General features: G+C 62.2%; 21 protein-coding genes and 2 pseudogenes. 8 read left to right on the forward strand and 15 right to left on the reverse strand.

Going from position 1 to position 22766, the window contains the following annotated elements; translation table 11 throughout:
• Window positions 1–37: 37 nt before the first annotated feature.
• The 4 genes from M1D43_RS21695 to M1D43_RS21710 all read right to left on the reverse strand — a co-directional run bounded on the left by M1D43_RS21695 (window position 38) and on the right by M1D43_RS21710 (window position 4625).
• Window positions 38–1030: an ABC transporter permease gene (locus tag M1D43_RS21695; RefSeq protein WP_498814226.1), complete on the reverse strand. Its 993-nt coding sequence runs from the start codon at window positions 1028–1030 to the stop codon at window positions 38–40.
• A 12-nt stretch (window positions 1031–1042) separates the two neighbouring features.
• Window positions 1043–2047 carry an ABC transporter permease gene (locus tag M1D43_RS21700; RefSeq protein ID WP_014527173.1) on the reverse strand — a complete coding sequence of 335 codons (1005 nt, stop codon included), beginning with the start codon at window positions 2045–2047 and terminating at the stop codon, window positions 1043–1045.
• Window position 2048: 1 nt separating this feature from the next.
• Window positions 2049–3542, reverse strand: a complete 1494-nt coding sequence (locus M1D43_RS21705; RefSeq protein WP_010975768.1) for a sugar ABC transporter ATP-binding protein — start codon at window positions 3540–3542, stop codon at window positions 2049–2051.
• A 99-nt stretch (window positions 3543–3641) separates the two neighbouring features.
• Window positions 3642–4625 (reverse strand): ABC transporter substrate-binding protein, encoded by a 984-nt coding sequence (locus M1D43_RS21710; protein ID WP_010975769.1) that lies wholly within the window; start codon window positions 4623–4625, stop codon window positions 3642–3644.
• A gap of 163 nt (window positions 4626–4788) precedes the next feature.
• On the opposite strand from M1D43_RS21710, the gene M1D43_RS21715 reads away from it, so the two are divergent.
• Window positions 4789–5901 (forward strand): LacI family DNA-binding transcriptional regulator, encoded by a 1113-nt coding sequence (locus M1D43_RS21715; RefSeq protein WP_014527172.1) that lies wholly within the window; start codon window positions 4789–4791, stop codon window positions 5899–5901.
• A 72-nt stretch (window positions 5902–5973) separates the two neighbouring features.
• Here M1D43_RS21715 and M1D43_RS21720 read toward each other — a convergent pair whose 3' ends face one another.
• The 8 genes from M1D43_RS21720 to uxaC all read right to left on the reverse strand — a co-directional run bounded on the left by M1D43_RS21720 (window position 5974) and on the right by uxaC (window position 13179).
• Window positions 5974–6312 carry a cupin domain-containing protein gene (locus M1D43_RS21720; protein ID WP_010975771.1) on the reverse strand — a complete coding sequence of 113 codons (339 nt, stop codon included), beginning with the start codon at window positions 6310–6312 and terminating at the stop codon, window positions 5974–5976.
• A 9-nt stretch (window positions 6313–6321) separates the two neighbouring features.
• Window positions 6322–7086 (reverse strand): 2-dehydro-3-deoxy-D-gluconate 5-dehydrogenase KduD, encoded by a 765-nt coding sequence (gene kduD, locus M1D43_RS21725; protein WP_010975772.1) that lies wholly within the window; start codon window positions 7084–7086, stop codon window positions 6322–6324.
• On the reverse strand, window positions 7083–7931 hold the full coding sequence (gene kduI, locus M1D43_RS21730; protein WP_014527171.1) for a 5-dehydro-4-deoxy-D-glucuronate isomerase: 849 nt from the start codon (window positions 7929–7931) through the stop codon (window positions 7083–7085). The genes kduD and kduI overlap by 4 nt, the downstream gene beginning before the upstream one ends.
• A gap of 132 nt (window positions 7932–8063) precedes the next feature.
• Window positions 8064–8813 (reverse strand): FadR/GntR family transcriptional regulator, encoded by a 750-nt coding sequence (locus M1D43_RS21735; RefSeq protein WP_003532444.1) that lies wholly within the window; start codon window positions 8811–8813, stop codon window positions 8064–8066.
• Window positions 8814–8821: 8 nt separating this feature from the next.
• Window positions 8822–10105, reverse strand: coding sequence for a TRAP transporter large permease (locus M1D43_RS21740; RefSeq protein ID WP_010975774.1), 1284 nt, complete (start codon window positions 10103–10105; stop codon window positions 8822–8824).
• Between the two features lie 4 nt (window positions 10106–10109).
• A complete protein-coding gene (locus tag M1D43_RS21745; protein WP_127603622.1) occupies window positions 10110–10670 on the reverse strand; it encodes a TRAP transporter small permease in 561 nt (186 codons plus the stop codon).
• A gap of 91 nt (window positions 10671–10761) precedes the next feature.
• A complete protein-coding gene (locus tag M1D43_RS21750; protein WP_003532439.1) occupies window positions 10762–11739 on the reverse strand; it encodes a TRAP transporter substrate-binding protein in 978 nt (325 codons plus the stop codon).
• A 30-nt stretch (window positions 11740–11769) separates the two neighbouring features.
• Window positions 11770–13179, reverse strand: coding sequence for a glucuronate isomerase (gene uxaC / locus M1D43_RS21755; protein WP_015243043.1), 1410 nt, complete (start codon window positions 13177–13179; stop codon window positions 11770–11772).
• Window positions 13180–13337: 158 nt separating this feature from the next.
• Here uxaC and M1D43_RS21760 point away from each other — a divergent pair, with 158 nt between their 5' ends.
• The 3 genes from M1D43_RS21760 (at window position 13338) to M1D43_RS21770 (ending at window position 16061) form a co-directional block, all read left to right on the forward strand.
• On the forward strand, window positions 13338–14357 hold the full coding sequence (locus M1D43_RS21760; RefSeq protein WP_017276289.1) for a Gfo/Idh/MocA family protein: 1020 nt from the start codon (window positions 13338–13340) through the stop codon (window positions 14355–14357).
• Between the two features lie 94 nt (window positions 14358–14451).
• Entirely contained in the window at window positions 14452–15444 is a 993-nt protein-coding gene (locus M1D43_RS21765; RefSeq protein WP_010975778.1) for a YihY/virulence factor BrkB family protein, read from the forward strand.
• A gap of 98 nt (window positions 15445–15542) precedes the next feature.
• Window positions 15543–16061, forward strand: coding sequence for a DUF2231 domain-containing protein (locus tag M1D43_RS21770; RefSeq protein WP_017276291.1), 519 nt, complete (start codon window positions 15543–15545; stop codon window positions 16059–16061).
• Window positions 16062–16118: 57 nt separating this feature from the next.
• Here the strand turns inward: M1D43_RS21770 and M1D43_RS21775 are convergent.
• A pseudogene (locus tag M1D43_RS21775) lies at window positions 16119–16761 on the reverse strand (hydrolase).
• Between the two features lie 189 nt (window positions 16762–16950).
• On the opposite strand from M1D43_RS21775, the pseudogene M1D43_RS21780 reads away from it, so the two are divergent.
• The 4 genes and pseudogenes from M1D43_RS21780 to M1D43_RS21795 all read left to right on the forward strand — a co-directional run bounded on the left by M1D43_RS21780 (window position 16951) and on the right by M1D43_RS21795 (window position 20512).
• Window positions 16951–17861, forward strand: a pseudogene (locus tag M1D43_RS21780) (LysR substrate-binding domain-containing protein).
• A 66-nt stretch (window positions 17862–17927) separates the two neighbouring features.
• Window positions 17928–18428 carry a hypothetical protein gene (locus M1D43_RS21785; protein ID WP_010975783.1) on the forward strand — a complete coding sequence of 167 codons (501 nt, stop codon included), beginning with the start codon at window positions 17928–17930 and terminating at the stop codon, window positions 18426–18428.
• A gap of 123 nt (window positions 18429–18551) precedes the next feature.
• Complete coding sequence (locus M1D43_RS21790) at window positions 18552–18992, forward strand: DUF421 domain-containing protein (RefSeq protein ID WP_003532425.1); 441 nt, start codon at window positions 18552–18554, stop codon at window positions 18990–18992.
• A gap of 533 nt (window positions 18993–19525) precedes the next feature.
• The gene (locus tag M1D43_RS21795; protein WP_013850655.1) at window positions 19526–20512 is read left to right on the forward strand and encodes a YihY/virulence factor BrkB family protein; all 987 of its coding nucleotides are present in this window, start codon (window positions 19526–19528) and stop codon (window positions 20510–20512) included.
• Window positions 20513–20520: 8 nt separating this feature from the next.
• Here M1D43_RS21795 and M1D43_RS21800 read toward each other — a convergent pair whose 3' ends face one another.
• Together M1D43_RS21800 and M1D43_RS21805 are read right to left on the reverse strand one after the other, a co-directional pair.
• Entirely contained in the window at window positions 20521–22074 is a 1554-nt protein-coding gene (locus M1D43_RS21800) for a PQQ-dependent sugar dehydrogenase (RefSeq protein WP_498814230.1), read from the reverse strand.
• Entirely contained in the window at window positions 22067–22519 is a 453-nt protein-coding gene (locus tag M1D43_RS21805; protein ID WP_014527163.1) for a DUF2231 domain-containing protein, read from the reverse strand. The genes M1D43_RS21800 and M1D43_RS21805 overlap by 8 nt, the downstream gene beginning before the upstream one ends.
• Window positions 22520–22766 lie beyond the last annotated feature (247 nt).

Consider the following 22766-nt stretch of genomic DNA (forward strand, 5'->3'; position numbering starts at 1 on the left):
TTCGTATTGTCGCGGGCTTCACCAACCTGGCCGCATCTCAGACGTGTTCCTCGCCTATTCGGCGTGACATCAATCGCGCCTGAAGAACGACGACGATCAGCAGGAAGCCGCCGCGGATGACGGACTGCCAGTAGGCCGAAAGGGAAATCCACCCAAGGCCGTTCTCGAAATTCAGGATGTTGAACACCATCGCGAGCAGAAGGGCGCCCGCAAGCGTCGCCCCCACCGAGCCCGAACCGCCTGTCAGAAGCGTACCCCCGACGACTACGGAGGCGATCGCGAAGAGTTCCCAGCCGACCCCTTCGGTGGGTTGGCCGGCTCCGAATTGCGAGGCGAGGATGACGCCTGCGAGCCCCGCCAGCGCGCCGGAACCGACATAGACGGCGGCGAGCGTCCGCCTCACCTTCAGGCCCATCAATGCGGCTGTGGCTTCGCCGTCGCCGATCGCCAGCACATGGCGGCCGACGGGCAGACGTTCGAGCACCAGCCAGCCTGCGACATAGACGAGAAGGGCGATCCAGGCGGGAATCGGAAAGCCAAGGAAGTCGTCCTGGCCGATCGAAGTGAAGCCGCTGTCATAGGAAACGGAGACCGACTGGTTTCCCGCAAGCAGCAAGCCGGTGCCATAGGCCGCAAGCATGGTCGCGAGGGTCGCGATAAAGGGCTGGATGCGCATGACAGTAACGGTGAAACCGTTCAATGCTCCGACGGCAAAACCCGCCGCAATGCCGCCGAAGAGACCTGCGGCCCAATGATAGGGCGACAGAAGCGCGGCGACGACGCTCGCCATGGCCGCGGTACCGCCGACGGAGAGATCGATTCCCCCGGTCATGATGACGAAGGCCATGCCCAGCGCGATTAGCGCGAACATGGAGTTGTAACGCAGGAAGCTCAGGATGTTGTATTGCGACAGGAAGTTCTCGTAACGCAGCGCTCCGAACAGGATGAGGCCGAAGAGCGCCAGAATGACGCCGAGGCGGGCCATATCGCCGGGGGACTTGAGGGCAAGAGCCTTGAGGACTGAATTCATCGGCATTCTCCCTCACGACTTTCCGGCGCGCTGCTGGATGAACACCGCAAGTAAGATCAGTGCAGCCTTGACGATCAAGGCAGCCGCGTCCGGCACGCCATTGGCGAGCAGGGTGTAGCGCACCAGCTGGATGACAAGGGCGCCGATCACGGTGCCGACGATGTTTGCCCGTCCGCCGGTCAGAAGCGTGCCGCCGACCGCGACTGCGGCGATCGCGTCGAGCTCCATGCCGAGGCCGACGAGGTTCGCGTCGCTTGCGGAATTGCGCGCGACGACGATGAGGCCCGCCACCCCGGCAAGCGCGCCGCTGATCATGTAGACGAGCAGTTTGACGCGGTGGACGGGTATCCCGGTCAGACGGGCCGCCTTCTCGTTGCCTCCGACCGCTATGACCTGCCGCCCGAGCACCGTGTAGCGGATTGCCGCCCAGGCGATCGCGGCGATCGCAATCATCAGGATCACCTGGGCGGGAATGCCGGCGACACGCCCCAGGGCGATGAACTGGAACCCTTCGTTCCGGAAGACCTGCAGGTTGCCGTTGGTCATCACCTGGGCGATGCCGCGGCCTGCGATGAACAGCACGAGGGTCGCGATGATCGGCTGGATGGCGAAACGGGTCACGAGCAGACCGTTGAAAAGACCGAGCAGCCCCGTGGCGACGACCGGCAGAACGAAGGCCAGCGCCACGGCGACGGGCATGGAGGAGACCGGAAACAGCGTCCCCATGAAGATCATCGGCGCAAGCGCGCCGCCGATCGCCATCAGTGAGCCGACCGAAAGATCGATGCCGCCGGTGGCGATCACGAGCGTCATTCCGATGGCAACGATCACGATCGTGGCGACCTGGGTGAGATTGACGTTGAGCGTCTGCAGCGACAGGAAGTTCGGAGTGAAGACGACGTTGAACAGGATCAGGGCCAGGAAGGCGGCGACTGTGCCGTAACGTCCGGCGAGCGTGAAGAAACGTTTGCCGGAGGGGACGGTGCCTGCGGTCGCCTGTGTCTCGATCGTCGTCATGCTATTCCACCTGATGTGCCATGGCGGCAAAGAGGGCGGCCTCGCTCAATTCCTTGCGCGGCAGCACGGCGACCGAGGTTCCGTCGCTGAGCACGGTCACCCGGTCGGCCGCCGCCAGCAATTCCTCCAGTTCGGACGAAATCATCAGCACGCCGAGGCCTTCGTCTGCGAGCCGGCGCAGGAGGCGCAGGATTTCGGATTTGGCGCCGATATCGATACCGCGGGTCGGCTCGTCGACAATCAGGAGCTTGGGATCGGTACAGAGCCAACGCCCGAGCAGGACTTTCTGCTGATTGCCGCCGGAAAGTTCCTTGATAGGCTGGTCGGGCGAGGTGCATTTGATGGCGAGCGCCGTGATGTAGCGCTCGACGATTTCATCCTGGCGGGCGCGATCGACGATGCCGGCGCGGGCGAGCTTCGGCAGAAGCGCGAGCGTCATGTTTTCGCGGATACTCATATCGGGAATGATACCGTCGACCTTCCGGTCCTCGGCGACGAGCCCGATACCGTCGGCAATGGCGTCCGCGGGCTGGCGATAGGCGCGGGCTTCGCCATTGTAGCGAATTTCGCCGCGCTGCAGCCGGTCCGCGCCAAAAATCAGGTTGGCCGTTTCGGTTCGCCCGGAGCCGAGCAGGCCGGCAAGCCCGGAGATCTCGCCTTCGCGCACCGTAAGGCTCACATCCCGCACGCGAACGCCAGCGCCCGCATTCCGGACCGATAGCCGGACCGGTCGCTGCGCGCCCTCGTCCGCGTCCTTGGCGATCGCTTCGAAGGCCGCGAGTTCTTTGCCCAGCATATGGCGCACCAATGCGAGCTTCGGCATGTCCGCCATTGCGGCGGTCGCCACGGTCTTGCCGTCACGCATGATGGTGACCCTGTCGCAAATCCGGTAGAGCTCCTCGAGACGATGGCCGATGAAGACGACGGAAACGCCGCCGCGCTTGAGCGTCCTTATGGTGTCGAAAAGAATGCCGACTTCCCGCTCGTCGAGGGAAGAGGTCGGTTCGTCCATGATGACGAGGCGTGCCTTCTGCGTCACGGCGCGCGCGATAGCGACCATCTGCCGGGTAGCGGCGCTGAAGCCGGCGACAGGTTGATCGACGTCGATTTCCAGATTGAAGGCCCGCAGGACGGCGGCGGCGCCATCGCGCATCGCGCGCCGGTCGATCAAGCCGAAGCGGCGGGGTTCGCGCGACAGATAGATGTTCTCGGCGACGGAGCGCTGGGGGGCGAGGTTGATCTCCTGGTAGATCGTCGCGATGCCGCGGGCCTGGCTCTCCGCCGGCATGCTGAAGGATACGCCCTCTCCCGCAAAGACGACCGCACCCTCGTCGCGCCGGTACGCGCCGGTCAATATCTTGATGAGGGTCGACTTGCCCGCGCCGTTCTGACCGACGAGTGCCATCACCTCGGCTTCCCCGACTTCGAGAGAAGCCGCACGAAGCGCCGGAATGCCGTTGAACGATTTGCAGATGCCCTGCATGGACAGAAGCATAAGTCCTCCCGATGCCCATCTGTCTTTATCGCGGCCGATTTCGCAGCGATTGCGGACTTCGCCAACCGACCGAACGATCCCGCCGGTTGGCGAAGAATGTCAGTAGGCGTTGGCGAGTTCGGCAGCCGCGTTTGACGAGTCGTAGAACTTGTCCTCGTTTATGACCATGGGATCGATCTTCTCGCCCTTGGCGTAACGCAGCATCGTCTCGAAGGCCTTGGGTCCGAAGCGTGGGTTGCACTCGACCACCGCAGCGATCTTTCCGTCGATGACCGCCTGAACCGCCTCCTTGCCGCCGTCGATCGACAAGACCAGCACATCCTTGCCCGGGACCTTGCCCGCCGCCTCTATTGCCGCAATGGCACCGATCGCCATCTCATCATTGTGGGCATAGACGATGTCGGCATCCGGGTGCGCCTGCAACAGGGCCTCGGCGACCTGCCGGCCCTTGTCGCGTGCGAAATCGCCCGACTGAGAAGCGACGATCTCGAAGCCGCCTGCCGCCTTGATCGTCTCGTCGAAACCTTTCTTGCGGTCGTTGGCCGGCGACGAGCCGGTCGTTCCCTCGAGCTCGATGATCTTCGATTTGCCGTTGGCATTCTTGACCAGCCACTCGGCGATGCGCTTGCCCTCTTCTATGAAATCCGAGCCGATGAAGGTCACGTAGTCCTCGCCAGCCTTGGCAAGCGACGGATCGACGCTGCGGTCGAGCAGGATGACGGGAATGCCGGCCTTCTTGGCGGCCATGACGGCGGGGATCAACGGCTTTTCTTCGCGCGGCGCCAGGAAGATCAGGTCCACGCCCTGGGCGATCATGGAGTTGACGTCGGCCACCTGCTTGGCCGCGGACCCGGCGGCGTCCGTATAGACGAGTTGATGGCCGAGCTTCTCAGCCTCGGCTTTCATGCTGTTTGTCTGGGCGATGCGCCAGGGATTGTTGGATTCCGTTTGCGCGAAACCGACCTTATAGGTCTCCTTCTGCGCCAGTTTTGGCAGTTCCGCGAAAGCGACGGTGCCGGCGATGGCGATTGCGCCGGCCGCCGTGGCCGCAAGCATGAACGCGCGACGTGAAATCCTGTTCATCGTGTTCTCTCCTCCCGGTTTGCCGGTACTCCTCCACCGGCTGCGAGCAACTTTATGCTTCACACGGGAAAACCTTGCGCTAATATTATTAGCAGTCAAGGCTAAAGTTATTAGCACATGCACAAATTGAATGCGGCGTTGCAGCGCCGGACAGGGGAACGAAATGGCAAAGGGCAATGGGGGCGATGCGTCGCCTAAGGAAGCGGGCGGCGGCCGGCCGACCATGACCGACGTGGCGCGCATCGCCGGTGTCTCGCAATCGAGCGTTTCCCTCGTGCTCAATGAAATGTCCGGAGCCCGCATTTCGGCCGAAACAAGGGCGCGCGTGCGCGAAGCGGCGCGCAAGATCGGGTACAGGCTGCCGAATACCCGTCAGGATCTCGCCCGCGCTCCGGCGATCGAAAAGGATACGATAGCCTTCATCGTAGACGAGATATCGACCAGTCCGCACCCGGTGGTCAGCCTCGACGGAATTCGCGACTACGCCTTCGAACAGGGCCTGCTCGTTTCCGCTCACGCGACCCGTTCCAACCCCGACCTGGAGAGCGCCGTGCTGCGCGCCGTATTGCGCGATCCGGCAATCGCTGGAGTGATTTATGCGACGATCTTCACACGAAAGGTGAGCGTGCCGCGCGAACTGGCAAGCGTCCCCACCATCCTGCTGAACTGCTATGCCGAGCCGCGCCAGCACATGGCGATCGTACCCGGAGAGGTCGCCGGAGGCTTCGCGGCGACGGCGCATCTGACTTCCCTCGGACACCGGCGCATCGGCTTCATCAACGGCGAACCTTGGATGGATGCGGCAATCGATCGGCTCAAAGGCTACAAGCAGGCGCTGGCCACCGCCGATATCGCCTATGACGAATCGCTGGTGCGCAATGGCGACTGGCTTCCCTTGCGCGGCTACGAGGCTGCGCTCGAGCTGCTTGCCATCGACAATCCGCCGACCGCCATCTTCTGCGGCAACGACCTGATGGCGATCGGGGCGCTCGAAGCAGCTTCGGAGCGCGGGCTTCGCGTGCCGCATGACCTTTCGGTAATGGGTTACGACGACCAGGAACTCGCCCGCTACACGCATCCGCCGCTTTCGACGCTGGTGCTGCCGAACTACGAAATGGGCCAGAAGGCGGCGGAAATGCTGATCGACATGGCGATACACGGAAAGAACCCGCGCCCGATGACGATCAAGGTGGATGGCCCTCTGGTAGAACGGGGAACGACGGCAGCCATCCCCGAGAGGATGGCTGGACGTGCTCTTGCCTTGCGCGAGGGGTGAGGCGGCGTCGAAGTGGGTTGAGGCTACGCACTTTCGGACGGAAAGCCGCTAAACGCTTTTCCTGGAAGTGGTCTATTTCAGGAAATCGGCGCGGTGCGGCGTGAAGCTGTCGATCAGCCGGCCGGCCTCCAGCGCCTTTACGCCATGGACCACGCCCGATGGAGCAATGAAACTGTCGCCGGTGGAAAGAACCTGCGTGCGCTCGCCGACGGTGACTTCGAACTTGCCCTCTGCGATATAGCTCCCCTGCACATGAGGGTGTGAGTGGAGTGCGCCGATTCCGCCTTTCTCGAAGGCGAATTCGACCAGCATCAACTCGTCGGTATGCAGGATCACCCGACGCCGATTGCCCTGTCCAAGGTCTACCCATTCGCCTTCATCGCCACGGGCAAAAAGTTTCGTGTCCATCATCTTCTTCTCCTATCTGGCGAGCCAGCCGCCGTCGACCGGAACGACGGCGCCATGCATGTAGTCGGAGGCCGGTGCGAGCAGGAAGACCGCCGCATCGCCGATGTCGTCCGGCGTGCCCCAGCGCCCGGCGGGGATACGTTCCAGAATGGAGGCGCTGCGTTTTTCGTCGGCGCGCAGTGCTTCCGTGTTGTTGGTGACGACGTAGCCGGGGGCCACAGCATTCACATTGATGCCCTTGGCAGCCCATTCGCATGCCAGCAATCGGGTGATGCCGAGAGCTCCGTGTTTGGATGCGGTATAGGAAGCGACGCGGATGCCGCCCTGAAATGACAGCAGCGAAGCGATGTTGACGATCTTGCCGCGGCTTTCCTCGGCAATGATCCGGCGCCCGAAAGCCTGACTGAGGAAGAACAGCGAACGCAGATTGACGTCGATGACATCATCCCAGTCGGCTTCGGTGAAATCCACCGCGTCGGCGCGACGGATGATTCCCGCATTGTTGACCAGGCCCTGCAGCGGGCCATGCGCGTTCCACAACCCGTCGATGAGGGAACGTGTGGCTTCGCGATCGGCAAGATCGGCATGGGCCGGGATGAAAGTTCCACCGGCGTCGGTGACCTTCTTTTCGGTCTCGTCCATGGCGGAACGGCCTACACCGATGACCGTGCCGCCCGCCCTGGCGATCGACACCGCGATACCCTGTCCGATCCCTGTATTGGCACCGGTGACGACGACACGGCGGCCCGCAAGGCTGAAGCGCGACGGTACGCTCATCGCAGCGTCTCCATCGGCACCATCTCCACATCGGTATAGTCGATATTGTCGCCGGCCATCGCCCAGATGAAAGCGTAGTTTGCGGTTCCGCAGCCCGAATGGATCGACCAGGGCGGAGAAAGCACGGCCTCCTCCCTGGCCATTACGATGTGCCGGGTTTCGCTCGGTTCGCCCATGAGGTGCAGGACGCGGGCGCTGTCATCGAGGTCGAAATAGAGATAGGCCTCCATTCGCCGGTCGTGCACGTGGCACGGCATGGTGTTCCAAACCGACCCCGGGGCAAGCTGAGTCATGCCGACGACCAACTGGCAGGTCTTCACGCCTTCGGGGTGGATGAACTGGAAGATCGAACGTTCGTTCGATGTGGCCGCACTGCCGAGGTCGAGCCGTTTGGCGTCCCCGATGCGGATATGGCGCCTTGGCAGCGCCTGGTGAGCAGGCGCACTGAGCAGGTAGAATTTGGCGGGCACGGCCGGGTCCTCGGACGAGAAGGTGACGTCCTCGCCCATGCCGGCATAGGCCATGTCGCGCGGCTCGAGGCGGAAGCTTTCGCGATTCATCTCGATACGGCCGGGGCCGCCGATGTTGACGGCGATGAGCTCGCGCCGCTCGAGAAAGCGCGCCGTACCCGTCGGACGGATGGTCTCGAGAGCCAAGGGCTTGTCGACCGGCATCGCACCGCCGACGATCATGCGGTCGTAGTGGCTATAGGTGAGCGAGATCCGCCCCTGCCGGAACAGATCGCCAATGTGAAAATTCGCACGCAAGGCATCGGTGTCCATGCGGGCTGCTGCTGCCGGGTCGACGGCGTAACGAATGGTGTAGTCGATATGGCTTGCGGTCATCGGCTCACGGTCCTTGGATTAGGGCACTTCCAGGAAAAGTATGTAACGGTTTCCGTCCAGGAGTGCGTAGTTTCAAGTGTTGGAACGTTCCGCTGCTTCGATAGGCAGCGAAAACGCTCTAGGGGTGGGCAATCAGACGCTGCGCTTGGCGGCGCCCCAGGCAGCCTGCTGTCCGCTCAGCCGGACACGGTAGCGTTCCTGGCTCGCGGCCAGATGGGCGCGCATGGCGGCGCGCGCCGCTTCCGGATCACTTTCGGAAATCGCCTTCAGGATGGCCAGATGCTCGCGCTGGAGGCTTTCCTGATATTCCCGAGAAAGCACGCTTTCGGTGCCCCAGGGTGAGGCCACGTCGCAAGGGATAGCCCGCAGGCCCAGTGCATCGAGAACCTCGACGTAATAGGGATTGTTGGTCGCAGCCGCGATCGCCCGGTGGAAGGCAAAGTCGCTCTTTCCGGTTGCCTCGCCGCGCTCGAGCAGGCGATCGAATTCGAAGAAGGCCTCCTGGATCTGGGCCTCCTGGGCGCTATTGCGCCGAAGCGCAGCAAGACCCGCGCTCTCGATCTCGAGCCCCATGCGCACCTCGATGACGTTGAGCGCATGGGAGATCTTGTTGCCGACGTCGAGGCTGATCGAGCCGAAGGCAAGCGTCGGGTGGTCCATGACGAAGACGCCGGCACCCTGCCGCGGCTCCACGAGGCCGTCCGCGGCAAGGGTTGCAATCGCCTCGCGCACCACGGTGCGGCTGACGCCGAAGAACTCGCTCATCCGGCTCTCCGTCGGCAGCTTCTGGCCGGGTTGTATTTCGCCCTTCAGAACCTGCTCCCTGATTGCGTTCGCGACGCGCTCGGAAAGCTTCGGTTTGCGTTCGGTCAGAAGATCCATGCGGTGTGTCACCCTTTGAAGACGGCCGGCAGCCATAGAGAAAGGGCCGGAACATAGGTGACGAGCCCGAGAACGATCAACCCGGCCAGGTAGAACGGCCATATGCTGCGCATCGCCTCCCAGACGGAGATCTTCCCGACTGCACAGGCGACGAACTGCACGGCGCCCACAGGCGGCGTGTTGAGTCCGATGCCGAAGTTTAGGATCATGATGACGCCGAAATGGACCGGGTCGACGCCGTAGGCCATGGCGACCGGCAGGAAGATCGGGGTGCAGATGATGATGGTCGGGCCCATGTCCATGAAGGTGCCGAGGAACAACATCAGAACGTTGAGCAATAGGAGTATGATGATCGGATTTTCCGAGATCGTGTTCATCCAGTCGATCAGCGCTGCGGGCACTCTCAGGAACGCCATCAACCAGGAGAAGGCGGCCGCCATGCCGATGATGAGCAGGACCATGGCCGTCGTGCGCACGGCCGCGAAGGTTGCCTGGACGAAGTCCTGCCAGGTCATCTGCCGATAGACGAAGACGGTCACCGCAAGCGCATAGAGAACGGCGATGCAGGAACTCTCGGTCGCGGTGAACACACCCGAACGTACGCCCCCGAAGATGATGCCGATGAGCAGGAGGCCGGGCGTCGAAATCAGCAGGTAGCGCCCGACCCTGGCGAACCCGGGGAAGACCTCGGTCGGATAGCCGCGCCGGCGCGCAACGAAATAGGCGGTGGCCATCAGTGCGGCAGCGTAAAGGAGGCCGGGAAGGATGCCGGCGGTGAAGAGATCTGCGATCGAGATCTTTCCGCCTGCCGAGATCGAGTAGATGATCATGTTGTGCGAAGGCGGCAGCATCAGCGCGATCAAGGCCGCCATCGAGGTAACGTTGACGGCGTAGTCCGCGCCGTAACCGCGCTGTTTCATCTGCGGGATCATGAGCCCGCCTACAGCGGCCGCTTCCGCCACGGCCGAGCCGGAAATGCCGCCGAACAGCGTTGCGGTGACGATGTTGACCTGACCGAGCCCGCCCCGGATGTGCCCGACCAGTGAAGCCGCGAAGGCGACGATCTTCTGGGCGATCCCGCCACGCACCATCAGATCGCCGGCATAGATGAAGAAGGGAATGGCAAGCAGCGAAAACACGCTCATGCCGGAATTGAGCCGCTGAAAGATCACCAGCGGCGGCAGCCCCAGATAAAGAACCGTCGCGAAGGACGCGACGCCGAGGCAGAAGGCGATCGGCGTGCCGATCAACATCAGCAGCGTGAACACGCCGAAGAGGATCATCATGTCCATCGCGTCAGGCCCTTACTTCAGCAGTTTCGAGTTCGGCAGCAACCTCCGCCGGCGGCATTTCGTCGAGAAGGTCGTCGATCGGTTCCCCGGCAAGGCGGAGGACGATGCGCTCCAGCGCGAACAGGCAAATGAGGACGCCGCCCGCGACGAGCGGCACGTAGCTCCAGCCGCCGGAAATCTGCAGCGAAGGCAGGATGGTGTTCCAGGTGAGAGCGACGAGCTGCCCGCCATACCAGATCATGCCGATGCCGAAGGCGAGCGCGACGATATCGGAGATCATGCGCAGCCAGATCTTGCCGCCCTTCGGCACCACATAGAGCAGCACGTCGAAGCCGAGATGATAGTTTTCGCGCACGCCGACGGCGGCACCGAGAAAGATGAACCAGCTCATCAGCATGACGGCGCCGGGTTCGGTCCAGCTCGGCGAGTCGTTCAACACGTAGCGGCAGAACACCTGCCACGCTACGATGAGCGTCATCGCGACGAGGCCCACACCCGCCATCCAGAGCGAGAGAGTTCCCAGCCAGGAGAGGCCCCGGCCCAATTTTGCCAATCCGTTAGACAAGGTTTCATTCCTATCGAAAGGGACGGGCAGGCTGCTGCAGCGGCCTGTGCGCTAAGGCGCATGGCCACAGCGGGCCTGCCCGTCTGACTCGTCACTGTACTGCGCGTACGTCCTCGACCATCTTCTTCAGGACCTCATCGGTGACGTGCTTCTCGTAGACCGGCTTCATCGCATCGATGAAACCCTGCTTTTCGGGCGTGGTGATCTTCGCGCCGGCCGCTTCGACCTTCGCACGCGACTCCTTCACCTTGGCGGCCCAGAGCTCACGCTGCTTGGCAACACTGTCCTTCGCAGCCTGTTTGAAGATCTCCTGGTCTTCCGGCGTGAGCTTGTCGAAGGCGGCCTTGTTCATGACGAATACCTCCGGAAGGATGGTGTGTTCGTCGAGCGAATAGTTCTTGGCTACTTCGAAATGCTTGGCGGTGTCGTAGCTTGGAAAATTGTTTTCCGCGCCGTCGATGACGCCCGTTTCGATTCCCGAATAGACTTCGCCGTAGGGCATCGGGGTAGCGTTCGCCCCGAGTGCTGCCACCATGTCGACGAAGATGTCCGACTGGATGACGCGGAACTTCAGGCCCTTCATGTCCTCAACCGTATTGATCGGCTTCTGCTTGTTGTAGAAGGAACGCGCGCCCGCGTCATAGAAGGCAAGCACCACCACTCCGGCGCCTTCGAAGGCCTTCTTGATCTGGTCGCCAATCGCGCCGTCCATCACCTTGTGCATGTGCTCTTCCGAACGGAAGAGGTAGGGCAACGCCGGAACGATCGATTCCTTCACCGTTCCGTTGAAGGGCGCCATCGATACGCGGTTCAGTTCGATAACACCGGAGCGCACCTGCTCGATCGTGTCCTTTTCCTCTCCGAGCTGCGCGGAGTGATAGACCTCGACGGAGTAGCGGCCGGCCGTGCGCTCCTTGACCAGTTCGCCGAAATACTTGACACCTTCGACCGTCGGATAGCCGTCCGGATGCGTGTCGGACGAGCGCAGCACCGTCTGAGCATTGGCTGCATTGCCCATGAATGACGCGGCGACCAATAGACCCGCCGCCAGTTTGACCAGGATTTTCATGCTTTTCCTCCCGTTGCATGATGTGAATTCTCAGAGCCGGTACGCCTCCTTCGCGAGACCATAGGCAAGGTCCCGCGCAAGCTCGTACGCCTCATCCTCCCGCAGGCGATGTTCCGCGACCAGACGCGCGAGAAATGCGCAGTCGACCCGGCGCGCGATGTCGTGGCGCGCGGGAATGGACGGAAACGCCCTTGTGTCGTCGTTGAAACCGACGGTGTTGTAGAAGCCCGCCGTCTCGGTGGTCATCTCACGGAAGCGTCGCATACCCTCCGCACTGTCGTGGAACCACCATGCGGGTCCGAGCTTCAGCGCCGGATACACCCCGGCAAGCGGCGCAAGCTCGCGCGCATAGCTCGTCTCGTCCAGCGTGAAGAGAATGACAGTCAGATCGCGCTCGAGCCCGACCGCGTCGAGCAACGGTTTGAGCGCGGTCACATAGTCCGTGCGGGTCGGAATATCGAAGCCCTTGTCGCGGCCGAACTTTGCCAGAATCGCGGGCGAGTGGTTGCGGAACGAGCCCGGATGAATCTGCATTACGAGCCCATCGTCCAGACTCATCTTCGCCATCTCGGTCAGCATCTGCGCCCGGAACAGGCGCCGCTCGTCGGCATTCGCCTTGCCCAGCCGCACCTTGTCGAAGAGTGCCGCGGCCTCGGCTTGCGGAAGGTTGGCCGTGTCTGCGGTCGCATGGCCGTGATCCGTCGAGGTCGCGCCGAAATCCTTGAAATAGGCGCGGCGTGTGCGGTGGGCGTCCAGATAGCCCGACCACGTTCCGGTGTCGGCGCCGGTGATATCGCCGAGCTTATCGAGATTGGTCGGGAAACCCTGGAAATCCGGATCGACCACCGCGTCGGGACGGTAGGCGGGGACGACCCGTCCTTTCCAGCCGCTTTCCAGGATCTTCGCGTGCCATCCCAGATCGTCCAGGGCGCTGTCGGTCGTGGAGATCACCTCGATATTGAACCGCTCGTAGAGCGCGCGCGGGCGATAATCCGGGCGCGTCAGGCATTCGGCGACGTGGTCGTAAAGTCGGTCCGAACTGGCTGCGGAGGGCAGTTCGTCGATGCCGAACAGCTCGGACAGCGTATAGTCGAACCAAAGCCGCGTCGGCGTGCCGCGAAAGAGATGGTAGTTCTCGCAGAAACGCCGCCAGATCGCGCGGCCATCCGTCTCGACCGGCGAACCGTCGAGCGCCGGAACGCCGAGCTCTTCCAGCCTGATGCCCTGGCTGAACAGCATGCGGAACACATAATGGTCGGGCACGATGAGAAGTTGGGCGGGGTCTGGGAAAGCTTCGTCCAGCGCATACCAGCGCGGCTCCGTATGCCCATGCGGGCTGACGATCGGCAGACCGCTTACTTCGGCATATAGCCTCCGCGCCAGCGCACGCGTGCGCTCTTCGGCCGGAAACAACAGATCTGGATCGATCAGTCCCCTCATTACTCTCCCGCTCCTCCAACAGGTACTCTATGGCTACGGCTTGTAAAATATATTGTCAACATACAAACTTCATGAAGTTGTATGATGACTTTCTTGCCGCGCATCGATGCAGGGTGTAGATCGAGATCCGGGGGAACTTTGGCTGAGGGGGTGATGGAATGAAAAAGACGCGCATCGGCGTGATCGGGCTCGGCATGGCGGCTGCGCCGCATGCCAAAAGCCTGCTGGACCTCAAGGAGAGAGTTGAGGTCGCTGCCGCCTTCAGTCCCACGGCCGCGAGGCGGAATGCCTTTTCCGAGTCCTATGGTTTCACGACTTGCGACTTCGCCGAGACGATCTTCCATGATCCGTCGATCACGGCCGTCATGATATTGACGCCGCCGAGCACCCATCTCGATCTGGTGCGGCAGGCTGCCGAAGCGGGCAAGCATGTGCTTCTCGAAAAGCCGCTGGAGATCACGCCGGAGCGATCGGAAGCCCTGGTGACGGTGGCAGAGCGCGCCGGGATAAAACTCGGCATCGTGCTTCAGCATCGCTTTCGCACGGTCAGCCAGGAACTTGCGAGGCTCATCGATGAAGGCCGCCTCGGCCAAATCGTCAGTGCTTCGGCCCGGCTGCACAACTGGCGGCCGCAAAGCTATTACGATCAACCGGGCCGGGGTACACGGGCTCGCGACGGCGGCGGCGTGCTTCTCACCCAGGCCATACACACGCTCGACCTTCTCGTTTGGCTCGCTGGCCTGCCGGAAGAGGCCAGGGCCTATGCGGCGACGAGCGGGATCCACCGCATGGAAACCGAAGACCTCGCGATGGCAGCGATCCGCTTCTCCGGCGGCGCGATCGGGACCGTGAGCGCGACCACCTGCGCTTATCCCGGCTATCCGGACGAGATAGACATAATCGGAACACGCGGCATGGCGCGTCTGGGCGGCCGGCTTCTTGCCGTTTCCTTCCACGACGGAACGGAACTCTCAGTCGAGGACGAGGCCGCGGGTGGTGCCGGCGCCGATCCGATGGCATTCCCGCATCACCATCACCGTGCGGTCCTTGCCGACTTTCTCGATGCCGTCGAAAGTAACGGCGAACCGCGCGTCAACGGGCGCGAGGCACTGAAGGTCCACCGGCTCATTGATGCGATTCTCGGCGCTTCGGAAAGCGGGCAGGCGCACCGCGTCTGAGCCGTCGTGTCCCGGAACAAGCTATTTTCCGCGGCGTTGGATATGCATGCAGCGAGGCGGAGGCCGGTTTCCGTCACCGGGCGGGCGTTGATTCATGGGTGCGAACGAAATCGAACTTGCCGAGAAGCTGGAGGCCGCGGAGCCGGGCAGGGGGCGTGCAGCCGATACGCCCGCTGATATCCCCGCCAAGGGGATGCGGGACGTCTTCTGGCGGGTGTTTTCCGAAATAGGCGAAGAGCGGGTCATGCTGATAGCCGCGGGTGTAAGCTTCTATCTTCTGCTGTCGCTCTTTCCTGCGCTGGGTGCCCTCGTCTCGATCTACGGGCTCGTCGCGGACCCATCCGAAATCGGCACCCATGTCGGTATCCTGCAGGCGCTTCTGCCGGCAGACTCCTACGGGCTGATCATGGACCAGTTGGAAACCCTGACGACGCAGAAGCCGTCCACTCTCGGCATCGGTTTCTTCGTGAGCCTGTCGATCTCCCTGTGGTTGGCAGCCAACGGCATCGCCGCCCTCTTCGATGCGATGAACGTGGCCTATGGAGAAAGGGAAAAGAGAGGCTTTCTGTCGAGAACCCTCCTGTGCCTCGCGTTCACCTTCGCGGCACTCCTCTTCGCGGTCGCGCTGATCGCGGCGATCGGCGTCGTGCCGGCCGTACTGGCCTATGTGTGGGTCGACCGTTGGGTCGAGCTCGTGACCCGAGCGGCGAGATGGCCCGCGGTACTGCTCCTCGTCACCTTCGGCACCATCCTCATCTATCGTTTCGGGCCGAGCCGCGAGCGGGCGAAACTGCGGTGGCTGAACTGGGGCGCGGTGTTCAGCACCTTGTTTTGGTTGGCCGCCTCATGGCTCTTTTCCTATTATCTAGAACATTTCGCCAACTACAACGCGACATACGGCGCTCTCGGCGCGCTCGCCGGTCTCATGACATGGGTGTGGATCTCGGTGATGATTCTCATCATCGGCGCACTCATCAATGCCGAACTCGAACACCAGACGGCGGTCGATTCGACGACGGGCAAGCCGCTCCCGTTGGGCGAGCGCGGTGCTCACGTCGCCGACACCATCGGCAAGGCGGCCGACTGATCAGCCACAGCATGCGCCGGTTCGCATCGCCAAGGAACAATCGCCGCTTCTTACGCATTTCAGGAAGACCGGGACTTGCGGTGCTGGAGGATTATGCCATGGCAGATCGTGACCTCTTGGGTCTGGCGGCCAGCGCGAAGATCGGCGGGCATCCGATCCATCCGATGCTCGTTCCCTTTCCGATCGCGCTTCTTGTCGCAACGTTCATATGTGACATCGTTTATCTCGCGAACGGAAATTCATTCTGGGCAGACGTATCTATGTGGTCGCTGGGTGCAGCCATCGTGATGGCAGCCCTCGCTGCTCTCGCCGGACTGACGGATTTCCTCGGGAATGCCCGTATTCGAGCGATCAACGATGCCTGGAAGCACATGATCGGAAACATTGTCGTCGTACTCTTCGCGATCGCCGGTTTCTGGCTGCGTTACGAGAACGGTTCCGTTGAGGCCGTCTGGCCCTGGGGCTTTCTGCTGTCTCTCGTCACCGTCCTGCTGCTTCTCTACACCGGCTGGAAAGGCGGGGAGCTCGTCTATCATCATCGGGTCGGCATGGACCCCGAGGCTGAGGACGGCGCTACCACGCCGTCCGTGACGAGGCACAGGACGAAGCACATCTAAGAGGCCCTGTCGTCCAGGCGGCAACCAGCCGATTTGCGGTTGCCGCCTGTATCATTCTTATTCGCTGCGGTCGTAGGAGAACTGGATCCCAGGCGTGCCGCCCGTTTCGATGAACAGGCTCATGAAAGCGGGAACGGTTTCACTGCGCTTCCAATCCCTCTGCAGCTCGCAAAAGAGCTGGACGGTCGAAATCAGCTTGGCGCCGGCCTGCTCGACGCGACGCAACGCGGCCTCGTGCGCGGCAACCGACGTGCCGCCGACCGCATCCACCGGCACATAGACTTCATAGCCTTCCGCCAGCGCATCGAGCGCCGGGAAGGTCAGGCATGCCTCGGTCCAGAGCGCCGTCATGATCAGCTTCTTGCGGCCGGTGTCCTCGACCGCCTTGCGGAATTCGACATCCTCCCAGCTGTTGATGCTGGTGCGATCATAAGTCGGGTAGCCGTCCAGCGCTTTGCGAATATGCGGAACGGGCGGCTTGTTGAGCCCGGTCTGCACGTTGACCGTGGAATGAACGATCGGCAAGCCGTAGGCGACGGCCGCCTTGGCTCAGCCGATAATGTTGTTCAGCAGCAACTTGGCGGTCCATCGAAGCGATCGAGTTCACCTGAACCGGCTGGTAGTCGATGATGACGAAAGCTGCATTCCGCGGTGTCAGCAGCTGATCCGATTTGGGATCGCGAATGGTTTCGCTGACCATGAGTTCATCCTTTCTGTTTGCGGTCGCCCCGTCCGGTGCGGAAGTTCCCCTCTCCGCGAGGTAGAGACGGTGCGGGCGTGTAAACCGTCCCGGCTCCGAAAAGGGCCATGCCATGCCATTGAAGGTATCATCGCAACATTGCCCGCAAAAGCTTTGCGATCTCCAACGTAGCGTCCTAACAATAGAACGATGAAAGACTTGAACGATCTCTATTACTTCGTCCAGGTGGTCGACCACGGCGGCTACGCCGCTGCCGCGCGCGCCAACGACATTCAGAAGTCGAAGCTCAGCCGACGCCTCCAGCAATTGGAGGAACGCCTGGGTGTGCGACTGTTGAACCGGTCTTCCGCCGCTTTTCCGTGACCGAGATCGGACGCGAATATTATGATCGCTGTGTCGCCATGCTGGTCGAGGCCGAGGCGGCCGACCAGGTGATCGCGCAAGTCCGCTCCGAGCCGCGCGGCATCGTCCGCGTGAGTTGCCCGGTGGCGCTGATCAACTTCCAGTTCGGGGAGCTGTTCGCACGTTTTCTTACTGCCTATCCCGCTGTGGAAATCCATCTGGAAAGCACCAACCGGCGCGTCGACGTGATCGCCGAAGGTTTCGACATCGCCATCCGCGTCCGCTTCCCGCCGCTCGAGCCGACCGATCTGGTCATGCGCAGGCTCGACTCCAGCACCCAATGCCTTGTCGCCAGCCCCGCCTTCGTTGCAGGTCGATCCATAACTTCGCCCGCCGATCTGCACGATCTACCCAGCGTGACCCGCGGGCCGCCGCGACGGGATTATCAATGGCAGCTCGAACATGCCGACGGCCAGACTGCGACTGTCCCGCATGTCCCGCGGCTGGTCAGTGACGACATGGCCGCGCTCTGCGACGCGGCGCTTGCCGGGGTGGGGGTAGTGTCGCTGCCGACGATGATGGTTTGGCGTCAGGTCGAAGCGGGCCAACTCGTTCACGTCCTGCCGGACTGGCGTCCGCCCGCCGGCATCGTCCATGCCGTTTTCCCTTCGCGCCGCGGGCTGCTGCCTTCAGTGCGGACACTGCTTGATTTCCTGGCGGCGGAATGCGCCGAGGCGAGGAAGCGGGCTGTCGTCTAGGGTGGTTCCACGGAACATTTCCGCCCGTTCAGCCATTCTACAAAGCTCAAGGGCGAGGTCTAAGCTTTGGATCAACCACCAGTTCGACCGGACGGATTGCAGATCGAAGAGCATCGCGCTTTTCAGGAGTCTTTCTGGAAAGTAGAGCGCGTCGCATGGATTGTTTTTGGCCTGACGTTGCTTGCCGCCGTCCTGGGCGTTACGGGCTCGCGGGGCTGGCTTCAGAGACAAGCCGTGACGTTCGCCGGCGGCTCTGTCGATGTGCCCCGTTTCAGCCGCTGGGAGGCGTCCGACACGCTGAACGCGTCATTGGCCGGCGGCGGGAACGAACGTCGCCTGATCTTGTCGCCTGAATTCTTCAGGAGCTTTCAGGTGGAGGACATGGATCCGCCACCGATCGCCGCCGAAGCAGGCAATGAAGGGCTGGTATACCGCTTCCGGTCCGCTTCGCGACAACCCCTCGTGCTGACTCTGCACCTTCGCGCCCAAAGTCCGGGTGTCGTTTCCTATCGAATAGGCATGGATGACGAGCCGGCGCAGGCAGTGCGAACGATCGTCTGGCCCTAGAGCGGGATGAGGAAAAGTGTGCGCGGTTTTCCGCCCGCATCCCGCTCTAACTTATTGGAATCGGTCACGTTAATGCTTTTAGGTCGACCCGACCTAAAAGCATCGTGATCTAGGAGATACGCCATGGACTCCGTCGTTCGCGGTATTACGATCTATTTTATACTCCTTGCCGCGCTCCGGCTTTCCGGCCGGCGCACGGTTGCTCAGATGACGACCTTCGACTTCGTGCTGCTGCTCATCATCGCGGAGACGACCCAGCAGGCCTTGCTTGGCGACGACTTCTCCATTGTCAACGCAACATTGCTCATCCTGACGCTCTTCGGCGTCGATATCGTTCTCTCCTACCTCAAGCAATGGTCGCCGAAGATCGCTCTGTTCCTCGACGGAACGGCGACGGTGCTCATCGCAGACGGCAAGGTCGACGAACGTGCCTTGAGAAGAGCCCGGGTCAACATCGAGGACATACTTGTCGCCGCCCGGGAGCAGCAGGGCCTGGCTCGCCTCGACCAGATCAAATTCGCGGTTCTCGAGGCCGACGGGGGCATAAGCATCATACCGAGATGACGCGGGGCTCGGTTCCGGACGAGGGCGAAATGACATCCTTACTATTTCGATCTCATCGTGCAGCGGTACTCCCCCTTGACACAGGCGATCTTGGGTGAGGAGCACTCGGCCACTCCGCCGGTCAACGAACAAACAGAGCATTGGTCATTAAACTCGAGGCAATCGGGATTGGCATCAACGAAATTCTTCATGCCAAGGCTTTGCCTTCGATCCTCTCCCTTTTCGTGCTGCATATTCCCAGCGCTTGCCGGAAGACACGGAATAGCCGCAAACAAAAATATGCCGGTTATTCGCAGCGTCGCAGGTTTCATGATCCAGCTCTTCTAAATCCGAAAACGCACGACGAGAGCATGGAGCACTTCTTATGAGAAAATAAGCTGCGCCGTGAAATAAGGGTTTCACGGCGCGATGCCGAATAGCGGAGATCGCAAGGAACAAGGCATCGCTTAGCGTGTTCGAATGCCATCCGCGATCGCCCGTCGGTAAGGCCGATCAGGGGCAGGGCGAACTTTCGAACGCGCGAGGACAATCAGATGAAATCCGGTGACGCAAAGAGGGGAACCGACGAACAGGCACAAGACGCGGGCAGGGGACGCGCGGCCGACAGCCCGGGCGAAATTCCCGCGAGGGGCCTGCGTGACGTCTTCTGGCGCGTGGTTTCACAGATCAGCGAGGACAGGATTTCGCTCATTGCCGCCGGCGTCACCTTTTATGTGCTCCTCTCCGTATTTCCAGCGCTCGCCTCGCTCGTTTCCATCTATGGTCTCGTTTCCGATCCGGCCACGATCGCAGAGCAGGCTACGTTGCTCGCGGCCGTCCTTCCGGCGCAGTCGCTTCAAATGATGACCGATCAATTGGAAACCCTGTCGTCGCAGAAAACCTCCAGCCTGAGCTTCGGCTTCATAGCCGGACTGCTCTTCGCGCTCTGGAGCGCACGCAACGGCGTGGGGGCGCTCTTCGAGGCGATGAATATCGCTTACGACGAGACCGAAAAGCGCAGCTTCATCCGGCTGACTCTGTTGAGCATCGGCTTCACGCTGGCCGGTTTGATCCTGACCGCCGTCCTCATCGCGGCCATCGCGGTATTGCCGGCAGTGCTGGCCTTTCTCCACCTGGAACTGGAAGGTCTGCTCAGATTCGTACGCTGGCCCGTGATGCTGTTGCTCATAGCGGCGGGCATCACCCTGATCTATCGCTACGGTCCGAGCCGGGAGCCAGCCAAACTCAGGTGGCTTACCTGGGGTGCGGCCCTGAGCACGATCTGCTGGCTCGGCGCATCCCTGGCGTTCTCGTATTACATCGACAATTTTGCGAACTACAATGCCACGTATGGCGCTCTCGGCGCGCTGATCGGCTTCATGCTCTGGATCTGGATATCAACCATGATCGTCATCATCGGTGCTGAACTCAATGCCGAGCTGGAACATCAGACGGCGAGGGATTCAACGACAGGCCGGCCCAGGGAGCTCGGGAAGCGCGATGCCTATGTCGCCGACACGGTCGGCGACGCCGAGGATTAGATTGCGGATTATTGCTGTTGCTCCGGTGATCCCTGTTCCGTAGCCCTCGGCAGAGTAGCCGGCGCGACGTCGGTCTGCGGCGGCTCCGGAGGCGTGGCACCAGCTGCGGGAGGAGCGGCCTCTCCGGCTGTTCCTCCTGTCTCACCCGCCGGTGGGCTGGCTTCGCTGGTGACCGGGCTATCCCTCTGACCGTCCGTACCGACAGGGCCCGGCGTCACCCTGCCGTCGGCCCCGGCGACGCGCCAGACGGTGTTGCCGGCGTCGTCGGCAACGAGCAGCGCCCCGGTCCCGTCGATCGCTACGCCGACCGGACGACCGCGTGCCTGATCGCCTTCGATGAAGCCGGTCACGACGTCCTGAGCCTTTCCGGCCGGCCGGCCGTTTTCGAAGGGGACATAGACGACCTTGTAACCGTTGAAGCTGCTGCGGTTCCAGCTCCCGTGCTCGCCTATGAAGGCGCCGTTGGCGAAGGGCTCCGGCAAGGCGGAGCCGTTGGAGAAGACCAGACCCAGGGCGGCGACGTGGCTGGAAAGGGCGTAGTCCGGCGGGATCGCTTTCTCGACCATGTCCGGCCGCGGCGGATGGACCCGCTCGTCCACATGGGCGCCGAAATAGCTCCATGGCCAGCCGTAGAAGGCGCCTTCCTGCACCGAAGTCATGTAGTCCGGCACGAGATTCGGCCCCAGTTCGTCACGCTCGTTGACGACCGTCCAGAGCACGCCGGTCTCGGGATGGAAGATCAGCCCGTTCGGATTGCGCAGGCCGGACGCGAAGACGCGGGCCGCACCCGTTTCCCGATCTACCTGCCAGATTGCAGCACGGCCTTTCTCGGCCTCGAGCCCGCGCTCGGCTACGTTCGAGTTGGAGCCGACGGAGGCATAGAGGTAGCGCCCGTCGGGGCTGAGGGCCAGGTCCTTGGTCCAGTGATGGTTGATCGGGCCACCCGGAAGCGGCGCAAGAACCCGCGGCTCGCCGGTGATCTCCGCCTGCCCGAGCTGGTAGGGGTAGGCAAGGATTGCATCGGCTGCCGCCACGTAAAGCGTTCCGTCGTGCCACGCAACTCCGAAAGGAGAATGGAGCCCTGTCAGCAGGTCGTGGCGTTCGTCCACCGTTCCGTCGCGATCGGTGTCGCGGAGCAGCGTGATCAGGTTGCTTTCCTTTTCGGGTCCGGCACCACCGCCATGGGCCATGGACATGACCCAACCTCGGATCATGTCCTTCGGACGCTCTATCGGCTTGCCCGAGGGTTCGCGCGATTGAACGACGAGAACGTCGCCGTTCGGCAGCGTATGGACGGTCCTCGGATTGGCAAGGTCCTTCGCGTAGGCGGCAATGACGAGATTGTCGGGAACGCTCGGTGTCTTGCCGTCCTGCCAGCCGACGACCTCGGCGACTTTCATGTCCGGCAGGAGCTCCGATGTCGGTTCCGGCAGGACCGGATCGGGGCCGATCTGCTGCGAGACATCGAAATCCGCGCCGTCATCGCTGCAGCCTGCGAGCGCCAGGAGGAGAAGGCCGGTTCCGATGAAGAATCTTGCACCCAAGAAGGCAGAGCTATTCATAACCGCTCACTCCGGATTGCCTGCGATAGAGGGTGGCGCGGCCAAGCAAAGCGAAGAGTATCGTCAGAAGCACCGTCGCCGCGGAGAGGATCAACCCGTAGGGCACCACAGCCGTCCAGCCATCGGCGGCATGGACGAGGTTGTTGACGAAGGCGAGGCCGAAGACGAGGATGTAGCCGACGACATGGAGCCAAACCGCCCCTTGCCTGCGTCGCTCCCTTCGAAACAGGAACTCCAACACACTGGCTAGACCGGCGATCACGCCGGCGATGATACCGGCAAAGAGCAGCCAGGCGGAGAAGTTCTGCCACATGAGATGTCCCGTCTGCCAGAAGGCGATATCAGTCAGAAGGGCGAGCGTAAAACAGACGACTGGAAACGGCACGAGCAACGAATGGACCGGGGTGGTGACGGTCGCGGCAGTCGATGCGGAATTCAGGCTCATCGGTGCCTCCTGTTCGGTCGACGGTTGAAACCTCGGGCCTGCCTATTTGTTCCGTGAGCGGTCCGCGTCGGGTGGTTCGGCCGGCTTCGCAACCACAGGAGGTGCGGATTGGAACCATGAAGCACCCCAAACAGTTTCGCCTTGCGACACGGTCTTTCGATGCCGTGTTTCGACCGGCCGCCTGCGCCGGCGACCTTTCTGAAACCTGACCGTCGCGGTCTTGGTCAGCCGCTCGGAGGAGGGGGAG

It is taken from the genome of Ensifer sp. R1-3, assembly GCF_056739175.1.